26 protein-coding genes are annotated in these 21,867 nt (G+C 70.8%); 17 read left to right on the forward strand and 9 right to left on the reverse strand.

Features of this window, described 5'->3' with window-relative positions:
- Positions 1–5 precede the first annotated feature (5 nt).
- The 8 genes from Acy02nite_RS20555 to Acy02nite_RS20590 all read left to right on the forward strand — a co-directional run bounded on the left by Acy02nite_RS20555 (position 6) and on the right by Acy02nite_RS20590 (position 6,819).
- Entirely contained in the window at positions 6–749 is a 744-nt protein-coding gene (locus Acy02nite_RS20555) for an SDR family oxidoreductase (RefSeq protein ID WP_203742860.1), read from the forward strand.
- The gene (locus Acy02nite_RS20560; RefSeq protein WP_203742862.1) at positions 746–1,525 is read left to right on the forward strand and encodes an SDR family oxidoreductase; all 780 of its coding nucleotides are present in this window, start codon (positions 746–748) and stop codon (positions 1,523–1,525) included. Before Acy02nite_RS20555 ends, Acy02nite_RS20560 begins: the two co-directional genes overlap by 4 nt.
- Positions 1,522–2,502 carry a phosphotransferase family protein gene (locus Acy02nite_RS20565; protein WP_203742864.1) on the forward strand — a complete coding sequence of 327 codons (981 nt, stop codon included), beginning with the start codon at positions 1,522–1,524 and terminating at the stop codon, positions 2,500–2,502. The genes Acy02nite_RS20560 and Acy02nite_RS20565 overlap by 4 nt, the downstream gene beginning before the upstream one ends.
- Positions 2,502–3,707: an acyl-CoA dehydrogenase family protein gene (locus Acy02nite_RS20570; protein ID WP_203742866.1), complete on the forward strand. Its 1,206-nt coding sequence runs from the start codon at positions 2,502–2,504 to the stop codon at positions 3,705–3,707. The genes Acy02nite_RS20565 and Acy02nite_RS20570 overlap by 1 nt, the downstream gene beginning before the upstream one ends.
- Positions 3,704–4,279 (forward strand): TetR/AcrR family transcriptional regulator, encoded by a 576-nt coding sequence (locus Acy02nite_RS20575; protein WP_203742868.1) that lies wholly within the window; start codon positions 3,704–3,706, stop codon positions 4,277–4,279. The genes Acy02nite_RS20570 and Acy02nite_RS20575 overlap by 4 nt, the downstream gene beginning before the upstream one ends.
- 544 nt (positions 4,280–4,823) lie before the next feature.
- Positions 4,824–5,630 (forward strand): hypothetical protein, encoded by an 807-nt coding sequence (locus Acy02nite_RS20580; RefSeq protein ID WP_203742870.1) that lies wholly within the window; start codon positions 4,824–4,826, stop codon positions 5,628–5,630.
- Between the two features lie 78 nt (positions 5,631–5,708).
- The gene (locus tag Acy02nite_RS20585) at positions 5,709–6,287 is read left to right on the forward strand and encodes a phosphoesterase PA-phosphatase (protein WP_239175042.1); all 579 of its coding nucleotides are present in this window, start codon (positions 5,709–5,711) and stop codon (positions 6,285–6,287) included.
- A gap of 46 nt (positions 6,288–6,333) precedes the next feature.
- A complete protein-coding gene (locus tag Acy02nite_RS20590) occupies positions 6,334–6,819 on the forward strand; it encodes a GNAT family N-acetyltransferase (protein WP_203742874.1) in 486 nt (161 codons plus the stop codon).
- A gap of 71 nt (positions 6,820–6,890) precedes the next feature.
- Here Acy02nite_RS20590 and Acy02nite_RS20595 read toward each other — a convergent pair whose 3' ends face one another.
- On the reverse strand, positions 6,891–7,349 hold the full coding sequence (locus tag Acy02nite_RS20595; protein WP_239175043.1) for a MarR family winged helix-turn-helix transcriptional regulator: 459 nt from the start codon (positions 7,347–7,349) through the stop codon (positions 6,891–6,893).
- 253 nt (positions 7,350–7,602) lie between these two features.
- Between Acy02nite_RS20595 and Acy02nite_RS20600 the strand changes: the two genes are divergently transcribed.
- Genes Acy02nite_RS20600 through Acy02nite_RS20610 form a run of 3 tightly spaced genes read left to right on the forward strand, consistent with a single transcriptional unit; the run spans position 7,603 to position 10,030 of the window.
- Positions 7,603–8,433, forward strand: a complete 831-nt coding sequence (locus Acy02nite_RS20600; protein WP_203742876.1) for a G5 domain-containing protein — start codon at positions 7,603–7,605, stop codon at positions 8,431–8,433.
- A 20-nt stretch (positions 8,434–8,453) separates the two neighbouring features.
- Positions 8,454–9,287 (forward strand): DNA polymerase subunit beta, encoded by an 834-nt coding sequence (locus Acy02nite_RS20605; protein WP_203742878.1) that lies wholly within the window; start codon positions 8,454–8,456, stop codon positions 9,285–9,287.
- Complete coding sequence (locus Acy02nite_RS20610) at positions 9,284–10,030, forward strand: Type 1 glutamine amidotransferase-like domain-containing protein (RefSeq protein ID WP_203742880.1); 747 nt, start codon at positions 9,284–9,286, stop codon at positions 10,028–10,030. Before Acy02nite_RS20605 ends, Acy02nite_RS20610 begins: the two co-directional genes overlap by 4 nt.
- Positions 10,031–10,065: 35 nt before the next feature.
- Here the strand turns inward: Acy02nite_RS20610 and Acy02nite_RS20615 are convergent, their stop codons facing one another.
- From Acy02nite_RS20615 to Acy02nite_RS20625, 3 genes are all read right to left on the reverse strand, one after another.
- A complete protein-coding gene (locus Acy02nite_RS20615; protein WP_203742882.1) occupies positions 10,066–10,269 on the reverse strand; it encodes a hypothetical protein in 204 nt (67 codons plus the stop codon).
- Between the two features lie 185 nt (positions 10,270–10,454).
- A complete protein-coding gene (locus Acy02nite_RS20620) occupies positions 10,455–10,817 on the reverse strand; it encodes a PH domain-containing protein (RefSeq protein ID WP_203742884.1) in 363 nt (120 codons plus the stop codon).
- A 23-nt stretch (positions 10,818–10,840) separates the two neighbouring features.
- Positions 10,841–11,155, reverse strand: coding sequence for a pterin dehydratase (locus Acy02nite_RS20625; RefSeq protein WP_203743004.1), 315 nt, complete (start codon positions 11,153–11,155; stop codon positions 10,841–10,843).
- 182 nt (positions 11,156–11,337) lie between these two features.
- On the opposite strand from Acy02nite_RS20625, the gene Acy02nite_RS20630 reads away from it, so the two are divergent.
- A complete protein-coding gene (locus Acy02nite_RS20630) occupies positions 11,338–11,760 on the forward strand; it encodes a (deoxy)nucleoside triphosphate pyrophosphohydrolase (protein ID WP_203742886.1) in 423 nt (140 codons plus the stop codon).
- On the opposite strand, the gene Acy02nite_RS20635 is transcribed toward Acy02nite_RS20630, so the two are convergent.
- Positions 11,757–13,292, reverse strand: a complete 1,536-nt coding sequence (locus tag Acy02nite_RS20635; protein ID WP_203742888.1) for a long-chain-fatty-acid--CoA ligase — start codon at positions 13,290–13,292, stop codon at positions 11,757–11,759. The two genes, Acy02nite_RS20630 and Acy02nite_RS20635, sit on opposite strands and share 4 nt — an antisense overlap.
- 104 nt (positions 13,293–13,396) lie before the next feature.
- On the opposite strand from Acy02nite_RS20635, the gene Acy02nite_RS20640 reads away from it, so the two are divergent.
- From Acy02nite_RS20640 to Acy02nite_RS20655, 4 genes are all read left to right on the forward strand, one after another.
- Entirely contained in the window at positions 13,397–14,026 is a 630-nt protein-coding gene (locus Acy02nite_RS20640) for a TetR/AcrR family transcriptional regulator (protein ID WP_203742890.1), read from the forward strand.
- Positions 14,023–15,432, forward strand: coding sequence for an aldehyde dehydrogenase family protein (locus Acy02nite_RS20645; protein WP_203742892.1), 1,410 nt, complete (start codon positions 14,023–14,025; stop codon positions 15,430–15,432). The genes Acy02nite_RS20640 and Acy02nite_RS20645 overlap by 4 nt, the downstream gene beginning before the upstream one ends.
- The gene (locus Acy02nite_RS20650; protein ID WP_203742894.1) at positions 15,429–16,517 is read left to right on the forward strand and encodes an alcohol dehydrogenase catalytic domain-containing protein; all 1,089 of its coding nucleotides are present in this window, start codon (positions 15,429–15,431) and stop codon (positions 16,515–16,517) included. Before Acy02nite_RS20645 ends, Acy02nite_RS20650 begins: the two co-directional genes overlap by 4 nt.
- A 307-nt stretch (positions 16,518–16,824) precedes the next feature.
- Positions 16,825–17,409: a Uma2 family endonuclease gene (locus Acy02nite_RS20655; protein WP_203742896.1), complete on the forward strand. Its 585-nt coding sequence runs from the start codon at positions 16,825–16,827 to the stop codon at positions 17,407–17,409.
- 129 nt (positions 17,410–17,538) lie between these two features.
- On the opposite strand, the gene Acy02nite_RS20660 is transcribed toward Acy02nite_RS20655, so the two are convergent.
- The 4 genes from Acy02nite_RS20660 to Acy02nite_RS20675 form a co-directional block, all read right to left on the reverse strand.
- On the reverse strand, positions 17,539–17,952 hold the full coding sequence (locus tag Acy02nite_RS20660) for a PIN domain-containing protein (RefSeq protein WP_203742898.1): 414 nt from the start codon (positions 17,950–17,952) through the stop codon (positions 17,539–17,541).
- Positions 17,934–18,218 carry a hypothetical protein gene (locus tag Acy02nite_RS20665; protein ID WP_203742900.1) on the reverse strand — a complete coding sequence of 95 codons (285 nt, stop codon included), beginning with the start codon at positions 18,216–18,218 and terminating at the stop codon, positions 17,934–17,936. The genes Acy02nite_RS20660 and Acy02nite_RS20665 overlap by 19 nt, the downstream gene beginning before the upstream one ends.
- Before the next feature lie 96 nt (positions 18,219–18,314).
- A complete protein-coding gene (gene ychF / locus Acy02nite_RS20670) occupies positions 18,315–19,400 on the reverse strand; it encodes a redox-regulated ATPase YchF (protein ID WP_203742902.1) in 1,086 nt (361 codons plus the stop codon).
- Between the two features lie 23 nt (positions 19,401–19,423).
- Positions 19,424–20,209, reverse strand: coding sequence for an alpha/beta fold hydrolase (locus tag Acy02nite_RS20675; protein ID WP_239175045.1), 786 nt, complete (start codon positions 20,207–20,209; stop codon positions 19,424–19,426).
- 115 nt (positions 20,210–20,324) lie between these two features.
- On the opposite strand from Acy02nite_RS20675, the gene Acy02nite_RS20680 reads away from it, so the two are divergent.
- Positions 20,325–21,806 carry an AlkA N-terminal domain-containing protein gene (locus Acy02nite_RS20680; RefSeq protein ID WP_203742904.1) on the forward strand — a complete coding sequence of 494 codons (1,482 nt, stop codon included), beginning with the start codon at positions 20,325–20,327 and terminating at the stop codon, positions 21,804–21,806.
- Positions 21,807–21,867 lie beyond the last annotated feature (61 nt).

The following is a 21,867-nucleotide window of genomic DNA, read 5'->3' on the forward strand; positions in this document are numbered from 1 at the left end:
GTGCGATGGCGGACCAAGTGGCGATCGTGACCGGGGCAAGCCGGGGAATCGGGTTCGCCATCGCGCAACGCTTCGTGGCCCAGGGCACGAAGGTCGCGATCACCGGACGCGACGCGGACGCCCTGGCGGCAGCGGTGAAGGAGCTGGGCGGCCCCGGGGTCGCCCTCGGGGTGGCGGGCAAGGGCGACGACGCGGGCCACCGGGCAGCCGTGATCGACCAGGTCAACGACGCATTCGGGCCGGTCACCACCCTGATCAACAACATCGGCATCAACCCGGCGTACGGGCCGCTGGCCCAGCTCGACCTCAACGCCGCGCGCAAGATGGCCGAGGTCAACCTGATCGGCACGCTCGGCTGGGTGCAAGAGGCGCTGCGCGGTGGCCTCGCCGGCGGCGGCTCGGTCGTCAACATCTCGTCGGTCTCGGGCGTGCGCCCGGCGCCCGGCATCGCGTTCTACGGCACCACCAAGGCCGCGCTGATCCACCTCACCGAGGAGCTCGCCGTCGAGCTCGCCCCGAAGATCCGGGTCAACGCGGTCGCACCGGCCGTCGTGAAGACCCGCTTCGCGGCTGCGCTCTTCGAGGGCCGCGAGGAGCAGGTCACCGCGACCTACCCGCTCAAGCGGCTGGGCGCGCCCGAGGACGTGGCCGGCGCTGTCGCGTTCCTCTGCTCCCCCGACGCGTCGTGGATCACCGGGCAGACCATCGTGATCGACGGCGGCGTCACCCTGAGCGGGGTGGTCGAGTGACCCGGGTCGTCGTCACCGGCGCCGGCGGCGGCATCGGCGCGGCCCTCGCACGGCGCTTCGCCGCGGACGGCGCGCAGGTCGTGGTCAGCGACATCAACCCCGCCGCGGCCTCCGCGGTGGCCGAGGAGATCGGCGCGGTCGCGGTCGCCGCCGATGTGGCTTCCGAGGCCGACGTACGCGCTCTGGTCGCGACCGCCGAGAAGGAACTGGGCGGCATCGACCTGTTCTGCTCGAACGCCGGCGTCCTCAGCGCCGGTGACGAGAACACCCCGGACCAGCAGTGGGACCGCGACTTCGGGGTGAACGTGATGTCGCACGTCTACGTCACCCGCGCCCTGCTGCCCACCTGGCTGGACTCCGGAACGCCGAAGCGGCTGCTGATCACGGTGAGCGCCGCGGGACTGCTGACGTTGCTGGGCAGCGCGACCTACTCGGTGACCAAGCACGCGGCTCTGGCGTACGCGGAATGGCTGCGAGCCACGTACGCGCATCGGGGTCTGATCGTCCAGGCCCTGTGCCCGCAAGGGGTTCGCACCGACATGCTGACCGGTGGAGACGCCCGTGGCAGCGGCAGCGCGGCCCTGCTCGCCGAGGGCGCCCTGGAGCCGTCCGCCGTGGCGGATCTGGTCGCCGGGTCCGTACAGGGGAATCAGTTCCTGATCCTGCCGCATCCCGAAGTCGCGGAGTACTACCGCTTGCGCGCGGCAGATCCCGACCGTTGGCTGGGTGGCATGAACAAGATGCAGCGTGGCTTCGAACAGCGAGCGTCGTCATGAAGGGTCTCGACCTGGAGAAACTCCAGGCCTATCTGGACAGCCCGCCGCTGACCGGGACGATGTTCGCGGGCGGCCGGTCGAACCTGACGTACGCGGTGACCGACGGGACGAACCGCTGGGTGCTGCGCCGGCCGCCGCTCGGTCACGTGCTGCCGACCGCGCACGACATGGTTCGTGAGCACAAGGTCCTCGACGCGCTGTCGAAGGCGGGCTTCCCGGTGCCGAGGCCGGTGCGGCTGTGCACCGACGCCGAGGTCATCGGGGCGCCGTTCTACCTCATGGAGCACGTCGACGGGAAGATCTACCGGGACGCCGCCGACCTGGAGAAGGTCGACATCGGCGCACTGACTATGACGCTCGTCGACACCCTGGCCGACCTGCACGCCCTGGTCCCCGGCGAGATCGGGCTGGGCGACTTCGGCAAGGCGGAGGGTTTCAACGCCCGTCAGGTGCGCCGCTGGAAGCAGCAGCTCGACGCGTCCCGCAGCCGTGAGCTGTCCGGCATCGAGGAGCTGCACGCGCGGCTGGCCACGGACATCCCGGCCGGTGGCCCGGGCGCCGTGGTGCACGGCGACTTCCGGCTCGACAACGTGCTAATCGGCGAGAACCAGCAGGTCAAAGCGGTGCTGGACTGGGAGATGTCGACGCTCGGGGACCCGCTCAGCGACCTCGCCCTGATGCTCGTCTACGCCGGCCGGCCGCTGCTCATCTCCGACGGCAAGCCGTTCGCCTCGATCGACCTGCCCGGCCATCCCTCGCTGGACGAGATGTCGGCCCGCTACGCGCAGCGCAGTGGCCGCGACGTCAGCGACCTGCACTGGTACGTGGGGTTCGCCGCGTTCAAGCTCGCCGTCATTCTGGAGGGCGTGCACTACCGCTACACCAAGGGCCAGACCGTCGGCGCCGGCTTCGAAACGGTGGGCGCGATGGTGCCCGCGCTGGTCGAGCAGGGCCACCGAGCGCTGGAAGGACACTGATGGACTTCGAGTTCGACGCGACCACCGAGGACTACCGTAAGCGGTTGCTCGCGTTCATGGACGAGCACGTGTACCCGGCCGAGGACGAGTATCACGCCGGCGGGGACGGGTGGGAGGCACCGCCCGTACTGGAGGATCTGAAGAACGCGGCGAAAGCCGCCGGGCTCTGGAACCTCTTCCTGCCCGGGGAGCACGGCGCCGGGCTGACGAACCTGCAGTACGCGCCGCTGGCCGAGATCATGGGCCGCAGCCCGGCGATCGCGCCGCCCGCCCTGAACTGCAACGCGCCGGACACCGGCAACATGGAGGTGCTCGCCGAGTTCGGCACCCCGGCGCAACAGGAGCAGTGGCTGAAGCCGCTTCTGGAGGGTTCCATCCGGTCCGCCTTCGCGATGACGGAGCCGCAGGTCGCGTCGTCCGACGCGACGAACATCGGCACCCGGATCGAACGGGACGGCGACGAGTACGTCATCAACGGCCGCAAGTTCTACATCACCGGCGCGATGAACCCGAACTGCAAGATCTTCATCGTGATGGGCAAGACCGACCCGGACGCCGACCGGCACGTCCAGCAGAGCCAGATCCTGGTCCCGCGGGACACCCCGGGCCTCACGATCAAGCGCGGCATGACCGTTTTCGGCTACACCGACGGCGACCACGGCGGCCACGCCGAGCTGCTCTTCGAGAACGTCCGCGTGCCGGCGAGCAACCTGATCGGTGTCGAGGGCGGCGGCTTCGCGATCTCCCAGGCGCGGCTCGGCCCCGGCCGGATCCACCACTGCATGCGGCTGATCGGCATGGCCGAGCGCGGCCTGGAGCTGATGTGCCGGCGAGCGCTGGAGCGCACCCCGTTCGGCAAGCCGCTCGCCGAGCAGGGCGTGATCCAGGACTGGATCGCCGAGTCCCGGGTCCGGATCGAGCAGGCCCGCCTGCTCGTGCTCAAGGCCGCGTGGCTGATGGACACCGTCGGCAACAAGGGCGCGCACACCGAGATCCAGGCCATCAAGATCGTGGTGCCGCAGACCGTCGAGTGGATCCTGGACAAGGCGATCCAGGCCCACGGCGCGCTCGGCACCAGCCAGGACACGCCGCTCGCCCACCTCTGGGTGTCGGCCCGCACGCTGCGTCTCGCCGACGGCCCCGACGAGGTGCACAAGCGCTCGCTGGCCCGGCGGGAGCTGAACCGTTACCGGAGTCGTCAGTGACCACACCACCGCGCGTCGACGGTCGCACCGCACGGTCCGAGAGGACACGTAACGCGATCGTCGACGCCCACCTCCGGTTGATCGCCGAGGGCGACCTGCGCCCCACGGCGGACCGGATCGCCAAGCTCGCCGGGGTCTCGTTGCGCGCGCTGTGGAGCCACTTCGCCGACATGGAGGCGTTGATGGCGGCCAGCGGGCAGCGGGTCCTGGAGCAGCGCGACGCGTCGTACCGGTCGATCCCGCCGGAGCTGCCGCTGGCCGAGCGGATCGAGACGTTCAGCCGGCAGCGGGCCCGGATGCTGGAGGAGATCGGCCCAACGGCGCGGGCGTCCGCGCTGAAGGAGCCGTTCTCCAGCGCGCTGCAGCGCTACCGCCGGTTGCACGTCGCCCGCGTCCGTGACGAGCTGACCAGCACGTTCCCGGAGGAGATCGGGACGGACGAGGATCTGCTGAACGCGCTGACCGCGATCAGCCTGTGGCCTACGTGGTCGACCTGGCGCGAGGCGATGGGCCTGCCCGTGGAGGCGGCGCAGGCGGCTCTCGCCCGCAGCGTGCGGTCGCTGCTGTCCTGACGGGTCGGGCTCCCGGGCTCGCTTCGCCAATGGTTGCTGCCCGGTGGCCGGCGGCCGGCGGCCGGTCGCCGGTGGCCGGTGGCCGGTCGCCGGTGGCCGGTGGCCGGTCGCCGGTGGCCGGTGGCCGGGGTGCTCGCCAGGCGGCGTGGGCTGGTGGTCGCGGTGGTTTCCGCCGGTCGCGGTGCCGAGATGCCACGGTCGCCGGCCCGCGGTGCGACCACGGCATCGCCGGCTGGCACTCACGGTCGGAAACCCGGCCGGAAACAACCCTCAGTGCCAGCCCACCACCCGCGGCTGGCACTCACGGTCGGAAACCCGGCGGGAAACAGCCCTCAGTGCCAGCTCACCACCCGCGGCTGGCACTCACGGTTGGAAACCCGGCGGGAAACAGCCCTCGGTGCCAGCTCGGCGACCCCGTTCGAGGGGAATCGGCGGGATCGGGGACTCCATCGGGTGACCCGGTGCACGCGGAGTGCGGCTGACCGCCCCCGGCTCGTGGGAACGTTCGTCCCGTATACGAACGACCGCTGCCGGGAGGTAACCGATGTCCGAATGGGTTCTGGTGCCGTGCCTGGTGTCGCTGCGGGCCGAGTTCACCGCGGTGGCCCCGCGGCGGGACCGGAGCTCGGACGGCGCGATCGGGGACGGCAACCACACGTCCGCTTCCGATCACACGCCGGACGAGGACTCGGACATCCTGCGTGACCATGACGCGGACTCGAAGAACGAGGTGCACGCGCTCGACATCGACAGTTCGGGGCCGTGGCCGGGTGGTCCGGCCTGGTTCGACGCGGCGGTCAAGGGCATCGTGGACCGGCACCGCCGTGGCGAGGACGACCGGCTGCAGTACGTGATCTGGAACCGGCAGATCGCCAACCGGGACATCGGGAACTGGAAGTGGCGGCCCTACACGTCGACGAAGGACCCGCACACCGGCCACGCCCACTTCTCGGCCCGGTACACGACCGCGCAGGAGCAGGACACCGGCCCCTGGGGGCTGGAAGGGGACGACATGCCGTTGAACAGCGATGACAAGAGCTTCATCACCGGCCAGGTCAAGGCCGGCTCGATCGACGCACTGACGTTCGTGCTGTCCGAGGCGTACCGGGCGGCCACCGGCAAGGCGTCCGGCCCGTCGGCCGAGGACCGGCGGGCGCGCAACTGGCGGGACTACCTGCACGGCATCCTCGGGGAGCCGGTCGACCTGTCCGGCGTGCCGGCCGCGACCGCGGCCGAGGTGCTGCGGGCCCTCGGCTCCGCGTCGACCCCGGAGGACGTGGCAGCCGTCCTGCGACCGGTGCTCGGCTCCAACGCGCCGGAGGTCGGCCGCATCCTGATCGGACAGCGCTGATCTGCGCCCCACGGCGATGATCATCGGGGAAACGGCCCCGGCCTGCCAGAATGAGGCGTGATCAACGCCGGGCCGACTGTGAGTGAGCGGATCGCTCGTATCGTCTCCGAAGTTCTCGCGCCGGCGGTGCTGGTCGCGGCGCTGCTGGTCACCGTGGGGTGGCACGCCGGGGAGGAACCCGGGGTCTCCCGCTGGTGGGGGCTGCCGGGCGCGATCTTCGCGGCGGTCATCCCGCTGGGTTACGTGTTGCACGGGGTGCGGACCGGTCGCCTCACCGACCACCACATCCCGGACCGGGCCGCCCGCCGGCTGCCGCTGCTCTTCGGGATCGCGTCGCTGGGTGCCGGGCTGATCGTGCTGGTGCTGCTCGGCGCACCCCGCGAGGTGCTGGCGCTGCTCGTCGCGGGCGGCAGCGGGCTGGTGATCTTCGCGCTGGTCACGCACTGGTGGAAGATGTCGATCCACGCCGGGGTGGCGGCCGGTGCGCTGGCCACGCTGACCGCGATCTACGGGCCGGTGGCGCTGCTCGGCGCGCCGCTGGTGGTGCTCGGCGGCTGGGCTCGGGTCCGGCTGACCGCGCACACCCCCGCCCAGGTGGTGGTCGGGGCCCTGGCCGGGGCGCTGGTGGCCGGCACAATCTTCCCCGCGCTGCGTTGAGGAAGACGAAACAGCGAAGAGCCGATTCGCCCGTACGGTGGCAGCCATGACCTTGACGATCGAGGAACGGCCCTGGGACGACCCGGCCGGCGTCGCGCTCCGTCAGGCGCAACGCGCCGAGCTGGACGCCCGTTACGGTTGCGACGACCACGAGCCCGGCGGCGCCCCGGAAGCGTCCGAGATCGACGTCTTCCTGGTCGCGACGCGCGACGGCGAGCCGGTCGGCTGCGGCGCCCTGCGGCAGCTCGACGACCACAGCGTCGAGATCAAGCGGATGTACGTGTCACCGGCGAGCCGTGGCTCCGGCGTCGCCACCGCGGTCCTGCGGGCGCTCGAGGACGCCGCGAGGCGGCGCGGCTGGACGACGATGCGGCTGGAGACCGGGACGGCGCAGCCCGAGGCGATCCGCTTCTACGAGCGCGAGGGCTACCGGGAGATCCCGTTGTACGGCAAGTATGTCGGCGCGCCGATGTCGAAGTGCTACGAACGCGTCCTGGTCACCGCGCCCCGCGCATCCGCGGCGACGGGTTAGGCGGGTTACGTGGTGCGACCGGGGCTGCGGCCTGGCCCGGAGCACGCTCGGAAGCGGCCGCGAGACACCGGCTAGTCCGTCGCCATCGCGGAGAACGCGGCCGCGAGCTTCTTCAGGTCCAGCTCGCCCAGGTGGTCGAAGATGTGCCGCCGGACGCTGTCCAGGTGGGTCGGCCACGCCTCGCGCAGGCGTGCCAGGCCGTCGTCGGTGAGCACCGCGTTCGCGCCGCGCGCGTCCTCCTCGCACCGGATCCGCTTGAGGTAGCCCAGCGACTCCAGTTTCGCCGCGAGCCGGGTCATCCCGCTCAGTGACATGTCGCACGCCGCGGCGAGCTCGCTCATCCGCATCAGCCGGCCGGGTGTCTCGGAGAGGTGGCGCAGCACCGAGTACTCACTGAGGGACATGCGCTGCTCGTGCATCAAGTCGGCGTCCAGCGCGCGCGGCATGACGAGCAGGAACCGGCCGAGGGCGCGCATCACCGCCTCCTCCTCCGGGCTCAAGGGGACGGGAGTTCCGGATGCTGGTGGCATCCTGCGATCGTACGGCGACCCCGCATCCGCCTGCCCCGGGCGCGAACGGCGAGATTTCGCCTCGTAGAGGGAACGCGCCAGAAGGGTTGCGGGCACCGGCGGTCAGCATTTCGGGGGACTGTCGTTGCGTTGTCTTTCCTTCCGGACAAGTCACAATGCTTTGGTGCAAAACCAGACAACTAGTGACTCAATGCAGCATCTGCTCGAGGTGCCACGAAAGTCTTGGTGGGCCCGTCTGCCGTTCGGTGTCCGCATGCTCGCCGGAACCAGCGCGCTGCTGGCACTGATCAGCGGCGGTCTGGCCACCGCGGCCGTGCTGGACAACAGCGACGAACCCGCCCAGACAGCCGAGCAGACCCTGGCCGCGGACCCCGGCGCCGCACGCCTGGAGGAGGACCCGGAGATCGTCAGCCGGGAAGCGGCCGCCGCCGAGCCGCCGCCCCGGCGGCAGGCACACGTCCCTGTGCAGCCCGCGCCGCCCGCGCCGCCGGTCGCCGGCCGGCCCGCGGGAACCGGCAGCGAGCTCAGCCGGGTCCGGGCCGAGGACCCGGCGGACCGGACCGCCCCGCGCGTGCCCCGATCGTCCCGCACGACCGCGGAGAAGCCGGCGGCGGACAAGCCGGCCGGGGCGAGCCGGACAGCGGCGAAACCGGCCGTCACCACCCGGACCGACGTGGAGACGCAACCCATCCCGTTCCGCACCCGGGTGGTCCGCGACGACACGCTGCCGCAGGGCTTCCGCCAGGTGCGGACCATGGGAGCGCCGGGCGAGCGCACGATCCGTTACCAGGTCACCCTCGTCGACGGGAAGCCGTCCGGCCGGCGGCTGCTGGACACCACGATCACCCGGCAGCCCGAGGAGCGCGTGATCGTCCTCGGCGTCCAGAGGAGCTGCGAGAACCTGCTGGACTGGTGCCTGCCGCTGTCCCGCAGCGCCTGCCCGCAGGAGACCGGCCCGACCGACCCCACCCCGTCGGCCACGATCGACGAGACCGGCCCGCGCGTGCTCACCGACGAGGACCTCGCGCTGCTCGACCCGGACGCGGTGGCCGACACCAGGCTGGAACCCGCCACGACGTGCTGAACCGGTCATAGGCTTGCCGCATGGCCCTCACCGACGCCGAACTGACCGAGATGGCCCAGCGCCTGCTCACCGTCCCCGGGGTGGTCGGGGTCGTGCTGGGCGGCAGCCGGGCCCGGCAGACCCACGCGGCGGAGTCCGACACCGATCTCGGCCTGTACTACCGGGCCCCGTTCGACACCGACCGGCTCGGCGAGCTGGCCGTCGCGGTGGCCGGGGACAAGGCGCGGGTCACGGCGCCCGGCGAGTGGGGGCCGTGGGTGGACGGCGGCGGCTGGCTCCGGATCGGCGATCACCCGGTGGACTGGATCTACCGAGACCTGGACCGCGTGCATCAGTGCTGGTCACAGGCGGAGCAGGGCCGGTACGAGTTCCACGCGCAGGGCGGCCATCCACTCGGGGTGCCGGATTTCGCGTACGCGGGCGAATTGGCCCTGGGGCGCGTCCTGAGCGACCCGACCGGGGAGCTGACCACGCTGCGACGCCGCGTCCAGGTCTATCCGGGGCCGCTGGCCGAGGCGCTGGTCTCCGGGCTCTGGGAGGCGGACTTCCTGGTCGGGCTGGCCCGCAAGGGCGTCTCGCGCCTCGACACGAGTTACGTCGCGGGCTGCCTGTTCCGGCTGGTCGGCGTGTGCGCGCACGCGCTGCACGGCGCGGCCGGGCAGTGGCTGATCAACGAGAAGGGCGCGGTGGCCGCGGCCGGGCGGCTGCCGGGCGCGCCGGCGAAGTTCCCGCAGCGTGTCGACGCCGCGTTCGCCGCGATCACCAACGATCCGCTGCGCCTCACGCTCGCCATCGACATCGCCGCGGATCTGGTGCTGGAGACGACCGAGGCGTGCGCCATGATGATGCGATGACCGCGGACATTCCCACCATTCTGGCCACCAGCGCGAGTTTCCAGCGCGGCCGGCGTGGCAACTTCGACATCCAGCCGGGCCGGATCCACCACTTCGCGGCGGAGCTGGCCAACGCCACGAAGGCCCCGAAGATCTGCGTGCTGACCCAGGCCACCGGCGACCCCGACGCCCGCATCGGCGCGTTCTACTCGGCCTTCGCCGGGACCAAGTTCACCGTCTCCCACCTGCAGCTGTTCCCGATGCCGAACATCGAGGACATCCGCGCGCACCTGCTCGCGCAGGACGTGATCTGGGTCGACGGCGGCAGCGTGGCGAACCTGTGCGCGGTGTGGCGGGTGCACGGGCTCGACGAGATCCTGCACGAGGCGTGGCAGGCCGGCGTCGTGATGAGCGGCGTGTCGGCGGGGTCGATCTGCTGGCACCAGGGCGGCAGCACGGACAGCTTCGGGCTGCGGCTGCGCGGGTTCACGGACGGGCTGGGCTGGTTGCCGTACAGCAACGGGGTGCATTACGACGCCGAGGAGCAGCGCCGGCCGAAGATGCACGAGCTGATCGGGAACGGCACCCTGGGCGACGGTTTCGCCACCGACGACGGGGCCGGGCTGGTGTACCGGGGGACCTCGCTGGAGGAGGTCGTCTCGGATCGGGAAGGGCCTCGGGGGTACGAGCTCAAGCGCGCCGCCGACGGCTCCGTGGCCGAGACGCCGCTGCCGACCCGGGTGCTCCCGGAGTATCCCAACTGACCGGCCGGTGACGGCCGATCGACCCGCGCCGGAGGTCAGTGCAACGCGACGGTGGCCAGGCCGACGAGCACGGCCGAGAGCAGCAACGCCATCGCGACCGCGTGCGCGCCGGGGAACACGGCCGGCCGATGCGACGGGCCCCCTCCCCCGCCACCGGTCATCGGCGCGGGACTCGGATCGCTGCCGAGCAGTTCGCGGCTCGGTCGTCGCGTCAGCGGCTTCTGCAGGTGAGCCAGCATCGGTGATCGCCTCCAGGGGCGGAGCATCGACAGATCGGGATGGACCTCCCGGTAGCATGCTGCGACCCGGCCGGCACCGGCAACAGTTGCCGGCGAATCCCGCTCGCGGCCGGCCCGGTTTGGCATGCCGTATCCCCCGTCCGGCCGCCGGACGCGGGCCGAACGGCCGGCACCCCAGGCCGGGGTCAGGAGGCGAGGCTGAGGATCAGGTTGTGTGCGTGCTGGGCCTTGTCGGAGCCGCGGAACTCGACCTCGTACACGTGCTGCCCGACCGTGATGGCGATCTCGCCACTGGAGAAGAACTGGCCGGCCCAGCTCTTGTTGCTGACGACGCTGACCGAGCTCACCTTGCCGTAGGGGATGCTCGTGATCGCGAACTTCTTACCGACGAACGACTTGTCCTGGATGATGATCCGGCGGTTGGTCAGGCCGATGAAGCCGGTGCCCACCCCGATCGCGTCGTAGACGGCGATGACCGTCTCACCCTCGAGCAGGCCACTGCGAACCTGCTCCAGCTGGCCCTTGTTGTCATAGATCTCGTCTGCCATGCGGCGCAGCGTAGCCGGGATCCCTACGGATGTTCGAGCACGGTCCGGTAGAAATCCTCGATGCGGGCCGCCAGCGTGACCTCACCGTCCGTGATGGCCTCGCCGTCGCGGTCACCCAGGCAGATCTGCGTGTGCCCATCGACGCGCCGGATCACCGGCCTGATCGCGAGGGTGTCCGCCGCCACCTTGATCCGCTCGGTCAGCGCGGCATGCTGACTGTCGTCGCACGCGAGATCGCGACGTAGCTGCACGCCGTCCCGGGTCCAGCCGCCCAACACCGCAAGGGCGTCGCTCAGATAGTCCGAGCCGGTGTTGTTCCGGCGTTTTCTAGCCCGCATGGCACCACCCCCCAAAGCGTTGTTGCCGGCTTGTGGCCGAACTGTCGCCGTGTCGTCATGGTCGGTACGCACAGTCTCGTCCGTTGGGACAGTGATGTCCACGCCCACATATCCGTGTTTGGGGGACGATCGGGGCGGCTCGGGCAACCTGATCGGCCGAGTTTTGTGCGATCTTGTTTCTCATGCCGTCGGAACAGTACGTCAAACCCGCGCCGTCACCCAGGGTGATTGTGGCCGCGGTGATCATCGCGGGCGGGCGGGTGCTCGCCTGTCAGCGCAGCGCCCCGCCGGAGGCGGCCGGCAAATGGGAGTTCCCCGGCGGCAAGGTCGAGCCCGGGGAGAGCGACCAGCAGGCGCTGGCCCGGGAATGCGCCGAGGAGCTCGGCATCGCCGTCGAGGTCGGCGAGCGGGTCGGCCCGGACGTGCCGCTGGCCCACGGCCGGGCCGTGCTCCGGGTCTACGCCGTCGAGGTGCTCGACGGCGGCGTTCCGGAGGCGCTGGAGCATTCCGCCATGCGCTGGCTGGCCGTGGACCAGTTGAACAGTGTCCCGTGGTTGCCCGCCGACGTCCCGATCGTCGCCGAGCTCCCGGCGTTGCTGGCCTAAACCGAGTACTGCTTGCGCAGCTCCCGCTTGAGGACCTTCATGCTGGGCCCGAGCGGGAGCGACTCGGCGAAGCGGACCTGCCGCGGGTACTTGTGCTTGCCCAGCCGTTCGCGCGACCAGTCGATCAGCTCCTGCTCGGTCAAGCCCTTGTCCTCCAGGACCACCACGGCGCAGATCTCCTCGCCGTGCGTCCCGTCCGGCACCCCGATGACCGCGACCTGCTGGATCGCCGGGTGCCGGGCGATGACCTCCTCCACCTCGCGCGGGTAGACGTTGAAGCCGCCCCGGATGATCAGATCCTTGGTGCGGTCGACGATGCTGATGAACCCCTCGTCGTCCTTCACGCCCAGGTCACCGGTACGGAACCAGCCGTCCACGATGGCCTCCGCGGTGGCCTCCGGCCGATTCAGGTAACCGGCGAAGATGTTGTGACCGCGGATCACGATCTCCCCCATCTCGCCCGTCGGCAGGAACTCGATGCGCTCCGGCACCTCGGGGCGCGCGATCTCCACCTCGACGCCCCAGATCGGATGCCCGACGGTGCCGGGCTTGGCGCCGTACGCCGGCTGATTGGTCGTTGCCGTCGGTGACGTCTCGGACAGCCCGTAGCCCTCCCAGATGTGCGACCCGAACGTCTCGGCGAAGCGCTCGAGCACCGCCACCGGCAACGACGCACCACCGGAGACGCAGAGCTTGAGCTTGGGCAGGCGCTCCGCCTTCGCCGCCGCCTCGAGCAGGCCGATGTACATGGTCGGCACCCCGTGGAAGATCGACACGTTCTCCCGCAGGATCAGCTCGATCGCCGCCTCGCCGGAGAACCGGGGCAGCAGCACGAGGGTCCCGCCGAGCCGGAACGTCGCGTTCATCCCGACCGTCTGGCCGAACGTGTGGAACAGCGGCAGGCAGCCCAGCACCACGTCCTCGCCGGTGATCGGGTGCACGTCGAAGACGTTGACCGCGGCGTTCATCACCAGGTTGAGGTTGGTGAGCAGGGCGCCCTTCGGCTTGCCCGTGGTGCCGCTGGTGTAGAGGATCACCGCGATGTCCTCGGCCTGACGGGTCACGTAGGTGTGCAGCGCCGGGACGCCGGCCGCTACCTCCTCCAGGCGCCGCGGCGGGTTCGGCAACTCGGCCGGCAACGGGCCGACGTTCACCAGCGGCGTGCCGGAGATCTGCGCCGCGGCCGCTCCCACCTGCAGGAACGCGGAGTGCGTGACGATCAGGTCGGCCTGGCTGTCGGCGAGGACGTAGGCCACCTCCTCGGGCTGCAGCAGCAGCGACACCGGCACGACCCGGGCCCCCACGGTCAGCGCCGCGTAGTAGACCCGGGGGAAGTCGGCGACGTTCGGCAGCATCACGGCGACCGTGCTGCCCGGGCCGATGCCCAGCTCCTGCAGGCCCGCCGCGTACTCCCGGGCCTGCTGCCACAACTCGCGGTACGTGATCCGGGCGCCCGCGTCGACCACCGCCACCTTCTCCGGGTACCGGCGCGCGCTCTCCGCCAGAACTGTCGCCAGGGACAGTGTCGTCATGCTGGTTCCCCTCCGAGTGATGTACGTCGCAGCTTGCGCATAAACTAGCGGCGTAAGTTTTTGCGCGTCCAGTGTTGATTTCCGATTTCCAGGGAGTTGCCAACATGGCAAGGCCACGACAGGCGCTGCTCACCCGGGAGCGCATCGTCGAGGCCGCCGCGACCCTGATCGACGCCGAAGGCCTGGACGCGCTGTCGATGCGACGGCTCGCGACCGAGCTGGGCGTGCAGGGCCCGTCGCTCTACAACCACTTCGCCACGAAGGCGGAGATCGTCGACGCGGTCGCCGAGGCGGTGGTCGCGCAGGTGGACATCGACGTGTTCGCCGACTGCGACTGGCGGGAAGGGCTGCGGCTCTGGGCGAAGTCGTACCACGCGGTGCTCACCGCCCACCCGAACATCGTCCCGGTCCTGGCCACCGGTCCCGGCCGCCGGCCGCACGGGCTGGCCATGGCCGAGGCCGTCTACGGCGCCCTGATCGACGCCGGATGGTCCCGGTCGCGGGCCACCCACATCGGCGCGCTCATGCGCTACCTGATCACCGGGTCGGCGCTCGGCTCGTTCGCGCTCGGCTTCGACAACGACCCGGAGCTGTACGACCGCTATCCGCACCTGCACCGCGCCCACGAACTGCCGGCCCATCGCGCCGCGGTCGACGAGGGCGCGTTCGAACTCGGGCTGGACGTGCTCATCGCCGGCCTGTCCGACCACTACGACCAGGGGGTACGCCGATGACGTCGGAATTCCGCGAACAGCTCTACATCGGTGGCGCATGGGTGCCGCCGCAGTCCAGCGACCGGATCGAGGTGGAGAACCCGTACACCGAGCAGGTGATCGGGCACGTCCCGGCCGGCACGCCGGAAGACGTGAACCTCGCGGTCTCCGCCGCCCGGCGGGCGTTCGACAGCTGGTCCGCGCTCCCGATGGCCGAGCGTGGCGCCCATCTGGACCGCCTGCACCAGGCCCTCGCGGCACGCGCCGCGGACATCGCCCGGACCGTCGGTCAGGAGCTCGGCACACCCCTGAAGATCGCCCAGGCGGTCCAGGCCGGCCTGCCCCTGACGGTCCTGCGGGGGTACGCCGACCTGGCGCTCGCCCCCGTCGAGGAGCAGACGATCGGCAACTCGCTGATCGTGCGCGAGGCGGCCGGCGTGGTCGGCGCGATCACCCCGTGGAACTACCCGCTGCACCAGGTCGTCGCGAAGGTCGGAGCGGCGCTCGCGGCCGGCTGCACGGTCGTGCTGAAGCCCAGCGAACTGACGCCCCTGGTGGCGTACCTGCTGTTCGACGCGGCCGACGAGGCCGGCCTGCCGCCCGGCGTGCTCAACCTGATCACCGGTACCGGCGCGGCCGTCGGCGCGGCGATCGCCGGCCACCCGGACGTCGACATGATCTCGTTCACCGGCTCGACCGCGACCGGCCGCGCGATCACCCGCGCCGCCGCCGACCGGATCGCCAAGGTCAGCCTGGAGCTCGGCGGCAAGTCCGCGAACGTGATCCTGGACGACGCCGACCTGGTCAAGGCGGTCAAGGTCGGGGTCGGCAACGCGTTCCTGAACTCCGGCCAGACGTGCACGGCGTGGACCCGCATGCTGGTGCACCGCAGACACTACGACGAGGCGGTCGAGCTGGCGGCCAAGACGGCCGGCGGCTACACCCCCGGCGACCCGTTCGACGCCGGCACCCGGATCGGCCCGCTCGTCTCCGCCGCCCAGCGCGACCGGGTCCGCGGGTTCATCGAGCGCGCCGACGCCCGGCTCGTCGCCGGCGGGCTGGACGCGCCGCTGCCGGCCACCGGGCACTTCGTGGCGCCGACCGTCTTCGCCGACGTCGACCCGGACAGCGAGCTCGCCCAGGAGGAGGTCTTCGGGCCGGTCCTGTCGATCATCCCGTTCGACTCCGACGACGAGGCGGTCACGATCGCCAACAACTCCAAGTACGGTCTGGCCGGCGCGGTCTGGGGCGGCGACGAGCACGCGCTCGCCGTGGCCCGCCGGATCCGCACCGGCGCGATCGACGTGAACGGTGGCTCGTTCAACCCGTTCGCCCCGTTCGGCGGTTACAAGCAGTCCGGCGTCGGCCGGGAGCTCGGGCAGTTCGGCCTGGAGGAGTTCCAGCAGGTGAAGGCGATCCAGCGATGAGCCACTACGTTTCCGGACTGGTCGTGCGCGAGGGTGGTGGCCCGGCCACCGTCGAGGAGCTGCGGCTGCCCGAGATCGGCCCCGGCCAGGTTCGCGTACGTGTCCGGGCAGCCGGCGTGTGCCACTCCGACCTGTCGATGATCAACGGGACGCTGCGGCCGCCGCACCCGCTCGTCCTCGGCCACGAGGCGTCCGGCGAGGTCGTCGAGGTTGGCGAGCACGTCACCCGGGCCGCGGTCGGCGATCACGTGGTGCTGAACTGGCAGCCGCCGTGCCGCAACTGCTGGTTCTGCGACCACGGGCAGCCGTGGCTCTGCTCCACGTCCTCCGGCGTCGCGGCCCTGGAGAACGGGATCACCCTCGACGACGCGCCGGTGCACGTGACGCTCGGCCTCGGCGCGTTCGCCGAGCAGGTCGTCGCGCCGGAGAACGCCGTCATCGCCGTACCGCGGGAACTGGATTTCGAGGTGGCGGCGCTGCTCGGGTGCTCGGTGCTGACCGGGTCCGGCGCGGTCCGCAACACCGCCGACGTGCAGCCGGGCGAATCGGTGCTGGTCATCGGCCTGGGCGGGGTCGGGCTGTCGGTCGTCGCGGCGGCCCGGGCGGCCGGCGCCGGGCAGGTCATCGCGGTCGACGTCAGCGAGGCCAAGAAAGGGCTCGCCGAGGCGGCCGGCGCGACCGACTTCGTGGTCTCGTCGGACGCGCTCTCCAAGGACATCCGGGTACGCACCGAAGGCCGCGGCGCCGACCACGCCATCGAATGCGTCGGCCGGGCGTCGACGATCCGCGCGGCGTGGCGGGCCACCCGGCGCGGCGGGCAGGTCACCGTGGTCGGGATGGGCGCGGCCGACGACATGGTGCAGATCGCGGCGCTCGACATCTTCTCGTCGGCGCGGACCCTGCGAGCCTCCGTCTACGGCCAGGCGGACCCGGACATCGCGGTGCCCGCCCTGGCCCGGGACGTGCTCGACGGCACGCTGTCGCTCGACCACCTGATCACCGACCGGATCGAGCTGGCCGACGTGCCGGCCGCGTTCGAGCGGATGGCGCGCGGCGAGGGTGCCCGCTCGGTCGTCCGGCTCTGATCACGTGCACCTCACCGGGCCCGCTCAGCCCGCGCCCGGTGAGGTGCTCCACTTCTGGCGAGACCCGGCGATCACCCGCTTCGTCCGCACGTCGCGGTCACCGCTCAACGGCCTGAGCCCTAAGTCTGGGCGGTCGACGCCCCGTCCACGGTCAACGATCTGATCGACGTTCACTCCGCGGCGGGAATCCAGCTCCGGATCCTGCCGAACCTGTGGCCGTTCTAGGACGAGGTCACCGAGAGCACGCTGGGCTTCAGCGGCATTCGCCTCCACAACGCCACACCCCGCTGACTGTTACGGTTGCTCCATGACATCAGCTCTGCCCGAGTGGATGCGCCCGCCTCGCATCGAGGGTTGGTTCGCCGATGACCTGGACCATCTGCCCGAGGCACCGCGTCACACCGAGCTGATCGATGGAGCACTCGTCTTCATGATGTCCCCCCAGCGAATCTGGCACGCCATCGTCGTCGACGAGCTGCGCACAGCCCTCAGAGGACAGGCACCAGCCGACATCGGGATCATGCGGGAGATCACGATTCGGCTCGACAAACTGAACCGGCCCGAGCCGGATGTGCTGGCCGTCTCGAAGCCATACGACACGAATGCCACGTTTTTCGTGCCTGCCCAGGTGCTTCTGGTCATCGAAGTGGTCTCGCCGGAATCGGCCCACCGTGATCGGACGGTCAAGCTGCGCAAATATGCGGAGGCCGGCATCGCGCACTACTGGATCGTCGAGGAAGAGGACGAGGCGCCGGTCGTCCATACCTACGAAATCGACGGACCGACCCAGGCCTACGTAGCGACCGGAATCCATCGCACCGAATTGCGCATTTCCAGGCCGTTCCCGATCGCCATTGACCTGGACGGGCTGGTGTCCGGCTCGGGGAACTGAGCCGACGACCCGCTACAGCCCGATCGCCCGCATCCGCTGCCCGGCGAACTCGAGTCTGACTGAAGCCGCCCTCGGCGGAGCAGCATCCTAGGGCCGTGGATGTAGTCGCACAGTCAGCGAGACACAGCTTCAGACCGCCACGAGCCGAATGCGGGCGGCACAGAGTTTGCCCATGTCGTCGATGTCAGACGTCAACATGACCACGGGGCGTTGCTGGCGCAGCGCAGCCTCGGCGACCGCCGCATCGATCGCGTACTTGTGGCCGTGCAGACCGGCCTCCATCAGCAGCGTCGACGCCGCCCTCGCCTCCTCGTCACCCACCGGGACCACACGCAGCCCGGAGAGCACCCAGTTCAGGCGAGGCCTGTTCGTACGCACGTGAACAGCCTCGATGATCGTGAGTGCGCTGATCACGACCTCCATGCCGCGCGAGCGCGCCTCGGCGACGAGCGCCACAACCTGGTCGTCGTCGGCGAGCAGCTTCGAGAGCCCTTCGCTGTCCAGGACGAGGGTCCCCCCATGGATCAGCTTGCGGCGGGCCATTCCTCCTCCTCGGCGAACACCTCGTCGAACACCTGGCGCGCCCGTTGACGAGCCTGTTCGGAGACCGGCCCCTTGCGGCTCTCGTAGTCCGCCAGGTACTCATCGAGGATCTGTCCGCGCAGTTCCCGCTCGACCGCCTCGGTGATGAACGCGGAGAACTCCCGCTTACCCACCCGTGCCCGGATCGCCTCGGCAGTCCCCTCCGGCAGCGACAGGCTCACCCGCGTCGCCGGCCCTTCCCCGATGCTGTACGTCGTGTCGCCCATGGCTCAAGTGTGTCAAATGAGTAGGAAAACTGCCAACGGACGACCCGGCATGGGCGAGACAAGCCCTCGCCCACCTGGCGGCGAGGGCCGGACCCCTTACACGTTGAAACGGAACTCCACCACGTCGCCGTCCTTCATGATGTAGTCCTTGCCCTCCATGCGGACCTTGCCGGCCGCCTTCGCTGCGGACATGGAACCGGCCGCGATCAGGTCGTCGTAGCTGACGATCTCGGCCTTGATGAAGCCGCGCTGGAAGTCGGAGTGGATGACGCCGGCCGCCTCCGGAGCTGTCGCGCCGACCGGAACGGTCCAGGCGCGAGCCTCCTTCGGGCCGGCCGTCAGGTAGGTCTGCAGGCCCAGCGTCTCGAACCCGACGCGGATCAGCCGGTTCAGGCCCGGCTCGGACTGGCCGGTGGACTGGAGCAGCTCCAGCGCCTCCTCGTCGTCCAGCTCGATCAGCTCGGACTCGATCTTCGCGTCCATGAACACGGCCTCGGCCGGGGCGACCAGCGCGCGCAGCTCGTTCAGGAACGTCTCGTTGCCCAGCTCGGCCTCGTCGACGTTGAAGACGTACAGGAAAGGCTTGGTGGTCAGCAGGTGCAGCTCGCCCAGCAGGTCCAGGTCGACGCCCGCGGCCGCGGCGCCCTGATAGAGCGTGACACCGTCGTTGAGCAGCTTGAACGCGGCCTCGGCGGCGGCCACCGCAGCGGCCTTCTCCTTCTTGAGCTTCGCTTCCTTCTGCAGGCGCGGCAGCGCCTTCTCGACCGTCTGCAGGTCGGCCAGGATCAGCTCGGTGTTGATCGTCTCGATGTCGTCGGCGGGCGACACCTTGCCGTCGACGTGCAGCACGTTCGGGTCCGAGAACGCGCGCACCACCTGGCAGATCGCGGACGCGTCGCGGATGTTCGCGAGGAACGCGTTGCCCCGGCCCTGCCCCTTCGACGCGCCCCGGACCAGGCCGGCGATGTCGACGAAGCTCACCGGCGCCGGCAGGATCTTCTCGCTGCCGAACAGCTCGGCGAGCTTCCCCAGCCGCTCGTCGGGCAGGCCGACCACGCCGACGTTGGGCTCGATCGTCGCGAACGGGTAGTTCGCGGCGAGCACGTCGTTCTTGGTCAGGGCGTTGAACAGGGTGCTCTTGCCGACGTTGGGCAGGCCGACGATTCCGATGGTGAGGCTCACGGAACGCCAGTCTACGGGGTTCGCTATTCGAAGAACCTCCGCAGTTCCGCGGCGACCAGGGCGGGCCTGCCGCTGTTGTCCGCCGCGAGGTGGCCGACACCGCCCAGCGTCACGCGTGACACGTTCGGCAGCACCGGTTCAAGACCGTTCAAGACCGCTTTCAGGTACGCCGGTGAGCGCTCCCCGCCGAGCAGCAACGTCTCCGCGGTCACGCTCGCATACGTGGTCAGCGGGCCGGCCGCGCCCTCGACCACCGCCGCGTCCAGGCGCATCGACGGCACCAGCTCCGCGATCCCGGAGTTGCGCACGGCCAGCCCGGCGAGCGGCAGCATCGCGGCCCGGGGCAGGAAGCGGGCGCCGCCCGTGCCCTTCACGACGGTGGTGAACGCGGCGGCGGTGCGGCCACGGGACAGCTCACGTTCGTACCGGGGAAGCCAGGCAATCGGATCGTGGAGATCGTGCTTGAGGGGCGGCTCGTAGAGGGCGAGCCGCTCGATCGGCAGTTCCAGCGCCGCCCGCAGGGCGATGACGGCCCCCGAGCTGAGCCCGAACACGTTGCGCGCGCCGGTCTCGCCGAGGACCGCGGACAGGTCGTCGATCTCGGTCCGCAGCCCGTGACCACGTGCGGCCGGGCCGCTGAACCCACGACCGCGGCGATCGGGCACGTAGACGGTGAAGTCGCCGGCCAGCTCACGGGCCAGCTTCGTGAAGTTCGCCGAGGTCTGCATTCCGCCGTGCAGCAGCACGACCCCTGGTCCCCCGTCGCCGAAGGCCCGCCACCGGATGTCCGTCGTCACCAAAGCCATCATGCGTCAACCGTAGTTGACACATGATGGGTCGTCAACTCAAGTTGACATCACGCGCGCACGGTCAGGTCCGAAACCCGCCAGCCGGAAGGCCCGCCCGCGGAGCAGACTCGGTGACATGGAGCTGGACTTCGAGCGTTGCTACCGCGCTGTCGACAGCCGCGACCAGCGGTTCGACGGCTGCTTCTACACCGCGGTGCGTACCACCGGGATCTACTGCCGGCCGTCCTGCCCCGCCGTCACCCCCAAGCGCCAGAACGTCACGTTCTACGTGAGCGCGGCCGCCGCCCAACGCGGCGGATTCCGCGCCTGCCGCCGGTGCCGGCCCGACGTCGCACCAGGATCGCCCGAATGGGACGCCCGCGCCGACACGGTCGGGCGCGCGATGCGGCTGATCGGCGACGGAGTCGTCGACCGGGAAGGCGTGACCGGGCTCGCCACCCGCCTCGGATACACCGAACGGCACCTCAACCGGATGCTGACCACCGAACTCGGCGCCGGACCGCTCGCGCTCGCCCGGGCGCAACGCGCGCAGACCGCCCGGATCCTCGTCGAGACGACCGACCTCGGACTCGCCGAGATCGCGTTCGCGGCCGGGTTCGGCAGCGTGCGCCAATTCAACGACACGATGCTCGAGGTGTACGCGCAGTCGCCGAGCCGGCTGCGGGAGAAACGGCCCATCACGCGAGGCGAAGCCGGGGTGATCAACCTGCGTCTCGCGTACCGGCCGCCACTGCACGCCACCTCGCTGCTCGGATTCCTCGGCGCCCGGACACTGCCCGGGGTGGACGAAGTGGACGACCTGACGTACCGCAGAGGCCTGGCCCTGCCCCACGGGACCGGAAGTGTGGCGCTGCGCCCCGCGGACCGGTGGGTCTTCGCGACGCTACGACTCAGCGACGTCCGGGACCTGGCACCGGCGGTGGCCCGGTGCCGCCGGCTGTTCGACCTCGACGCGGATCCCGATGCGGTGGACACGATGCTGGGAGCGGATCCGGCGCTGGCGGCGATGGTCGCGGCGGAACCCGGGGTGCGGGTGCCGCGGGCGGTGGACGGGTTCGAGATGGCGGTTCGGGCTGTGGTGGGGCAGCAGGTCAGCGTGTCCGGGGCTCGGACGACGTTGGGGCGAATCGTCCGGGCGGCTGCCGCTGACGACGGCAGCGGCGGAACTGATGGTCTCGGCCCTTCGGGCCCCGCCCCCGCCCCCGCCTCCACCAACCAATTGACCGGATTCCCGTCGGCGGCCGTGGTCGCCGAACTGCCCGATTCCGCCTTCGGCATGCCGGCGGCCCGGCGCGCCACCATCCGCGCCCTGGCCGCCGCGGTCGCCGACGGCAAACTCGACCTCGAGCCGGGCGCCGACCGCTCCGAGACCACCGCCCGCATGCAGGAGCTCCCGGGGATCGGCCCGTGGACCGCCGGCTATGTGGCGATGCGCGCGATCGGCGACCCCGACGTCTTCCTTCCCACTGATCTGGCCGCCCGCCGTGGCGCGGCCGCGCTCGGCCTGCCGGACTCGGCGAAGGCGCTCGCCGCGCATGCCGAGCGTTGGCGCCCCTGGCGCTCGTACGCGCTGATCCGGCTCTGGCGAGCCGCCTGACCTCACAGCCCCGAACCCTCCGACGGCCGACCGGAGCGGACCTGACAGCAGAACAGAGAAA

This window comes from Actinoplanes cyaneus, from assembly GCF_016862095.1.
Taxonomy (GTDB): Bacteria; Actinomycetota; Actinomycetes; order Mycobacteriales; family Micromonosporaceae; genus Actinoplanes; species Actinoplanes cyaneus.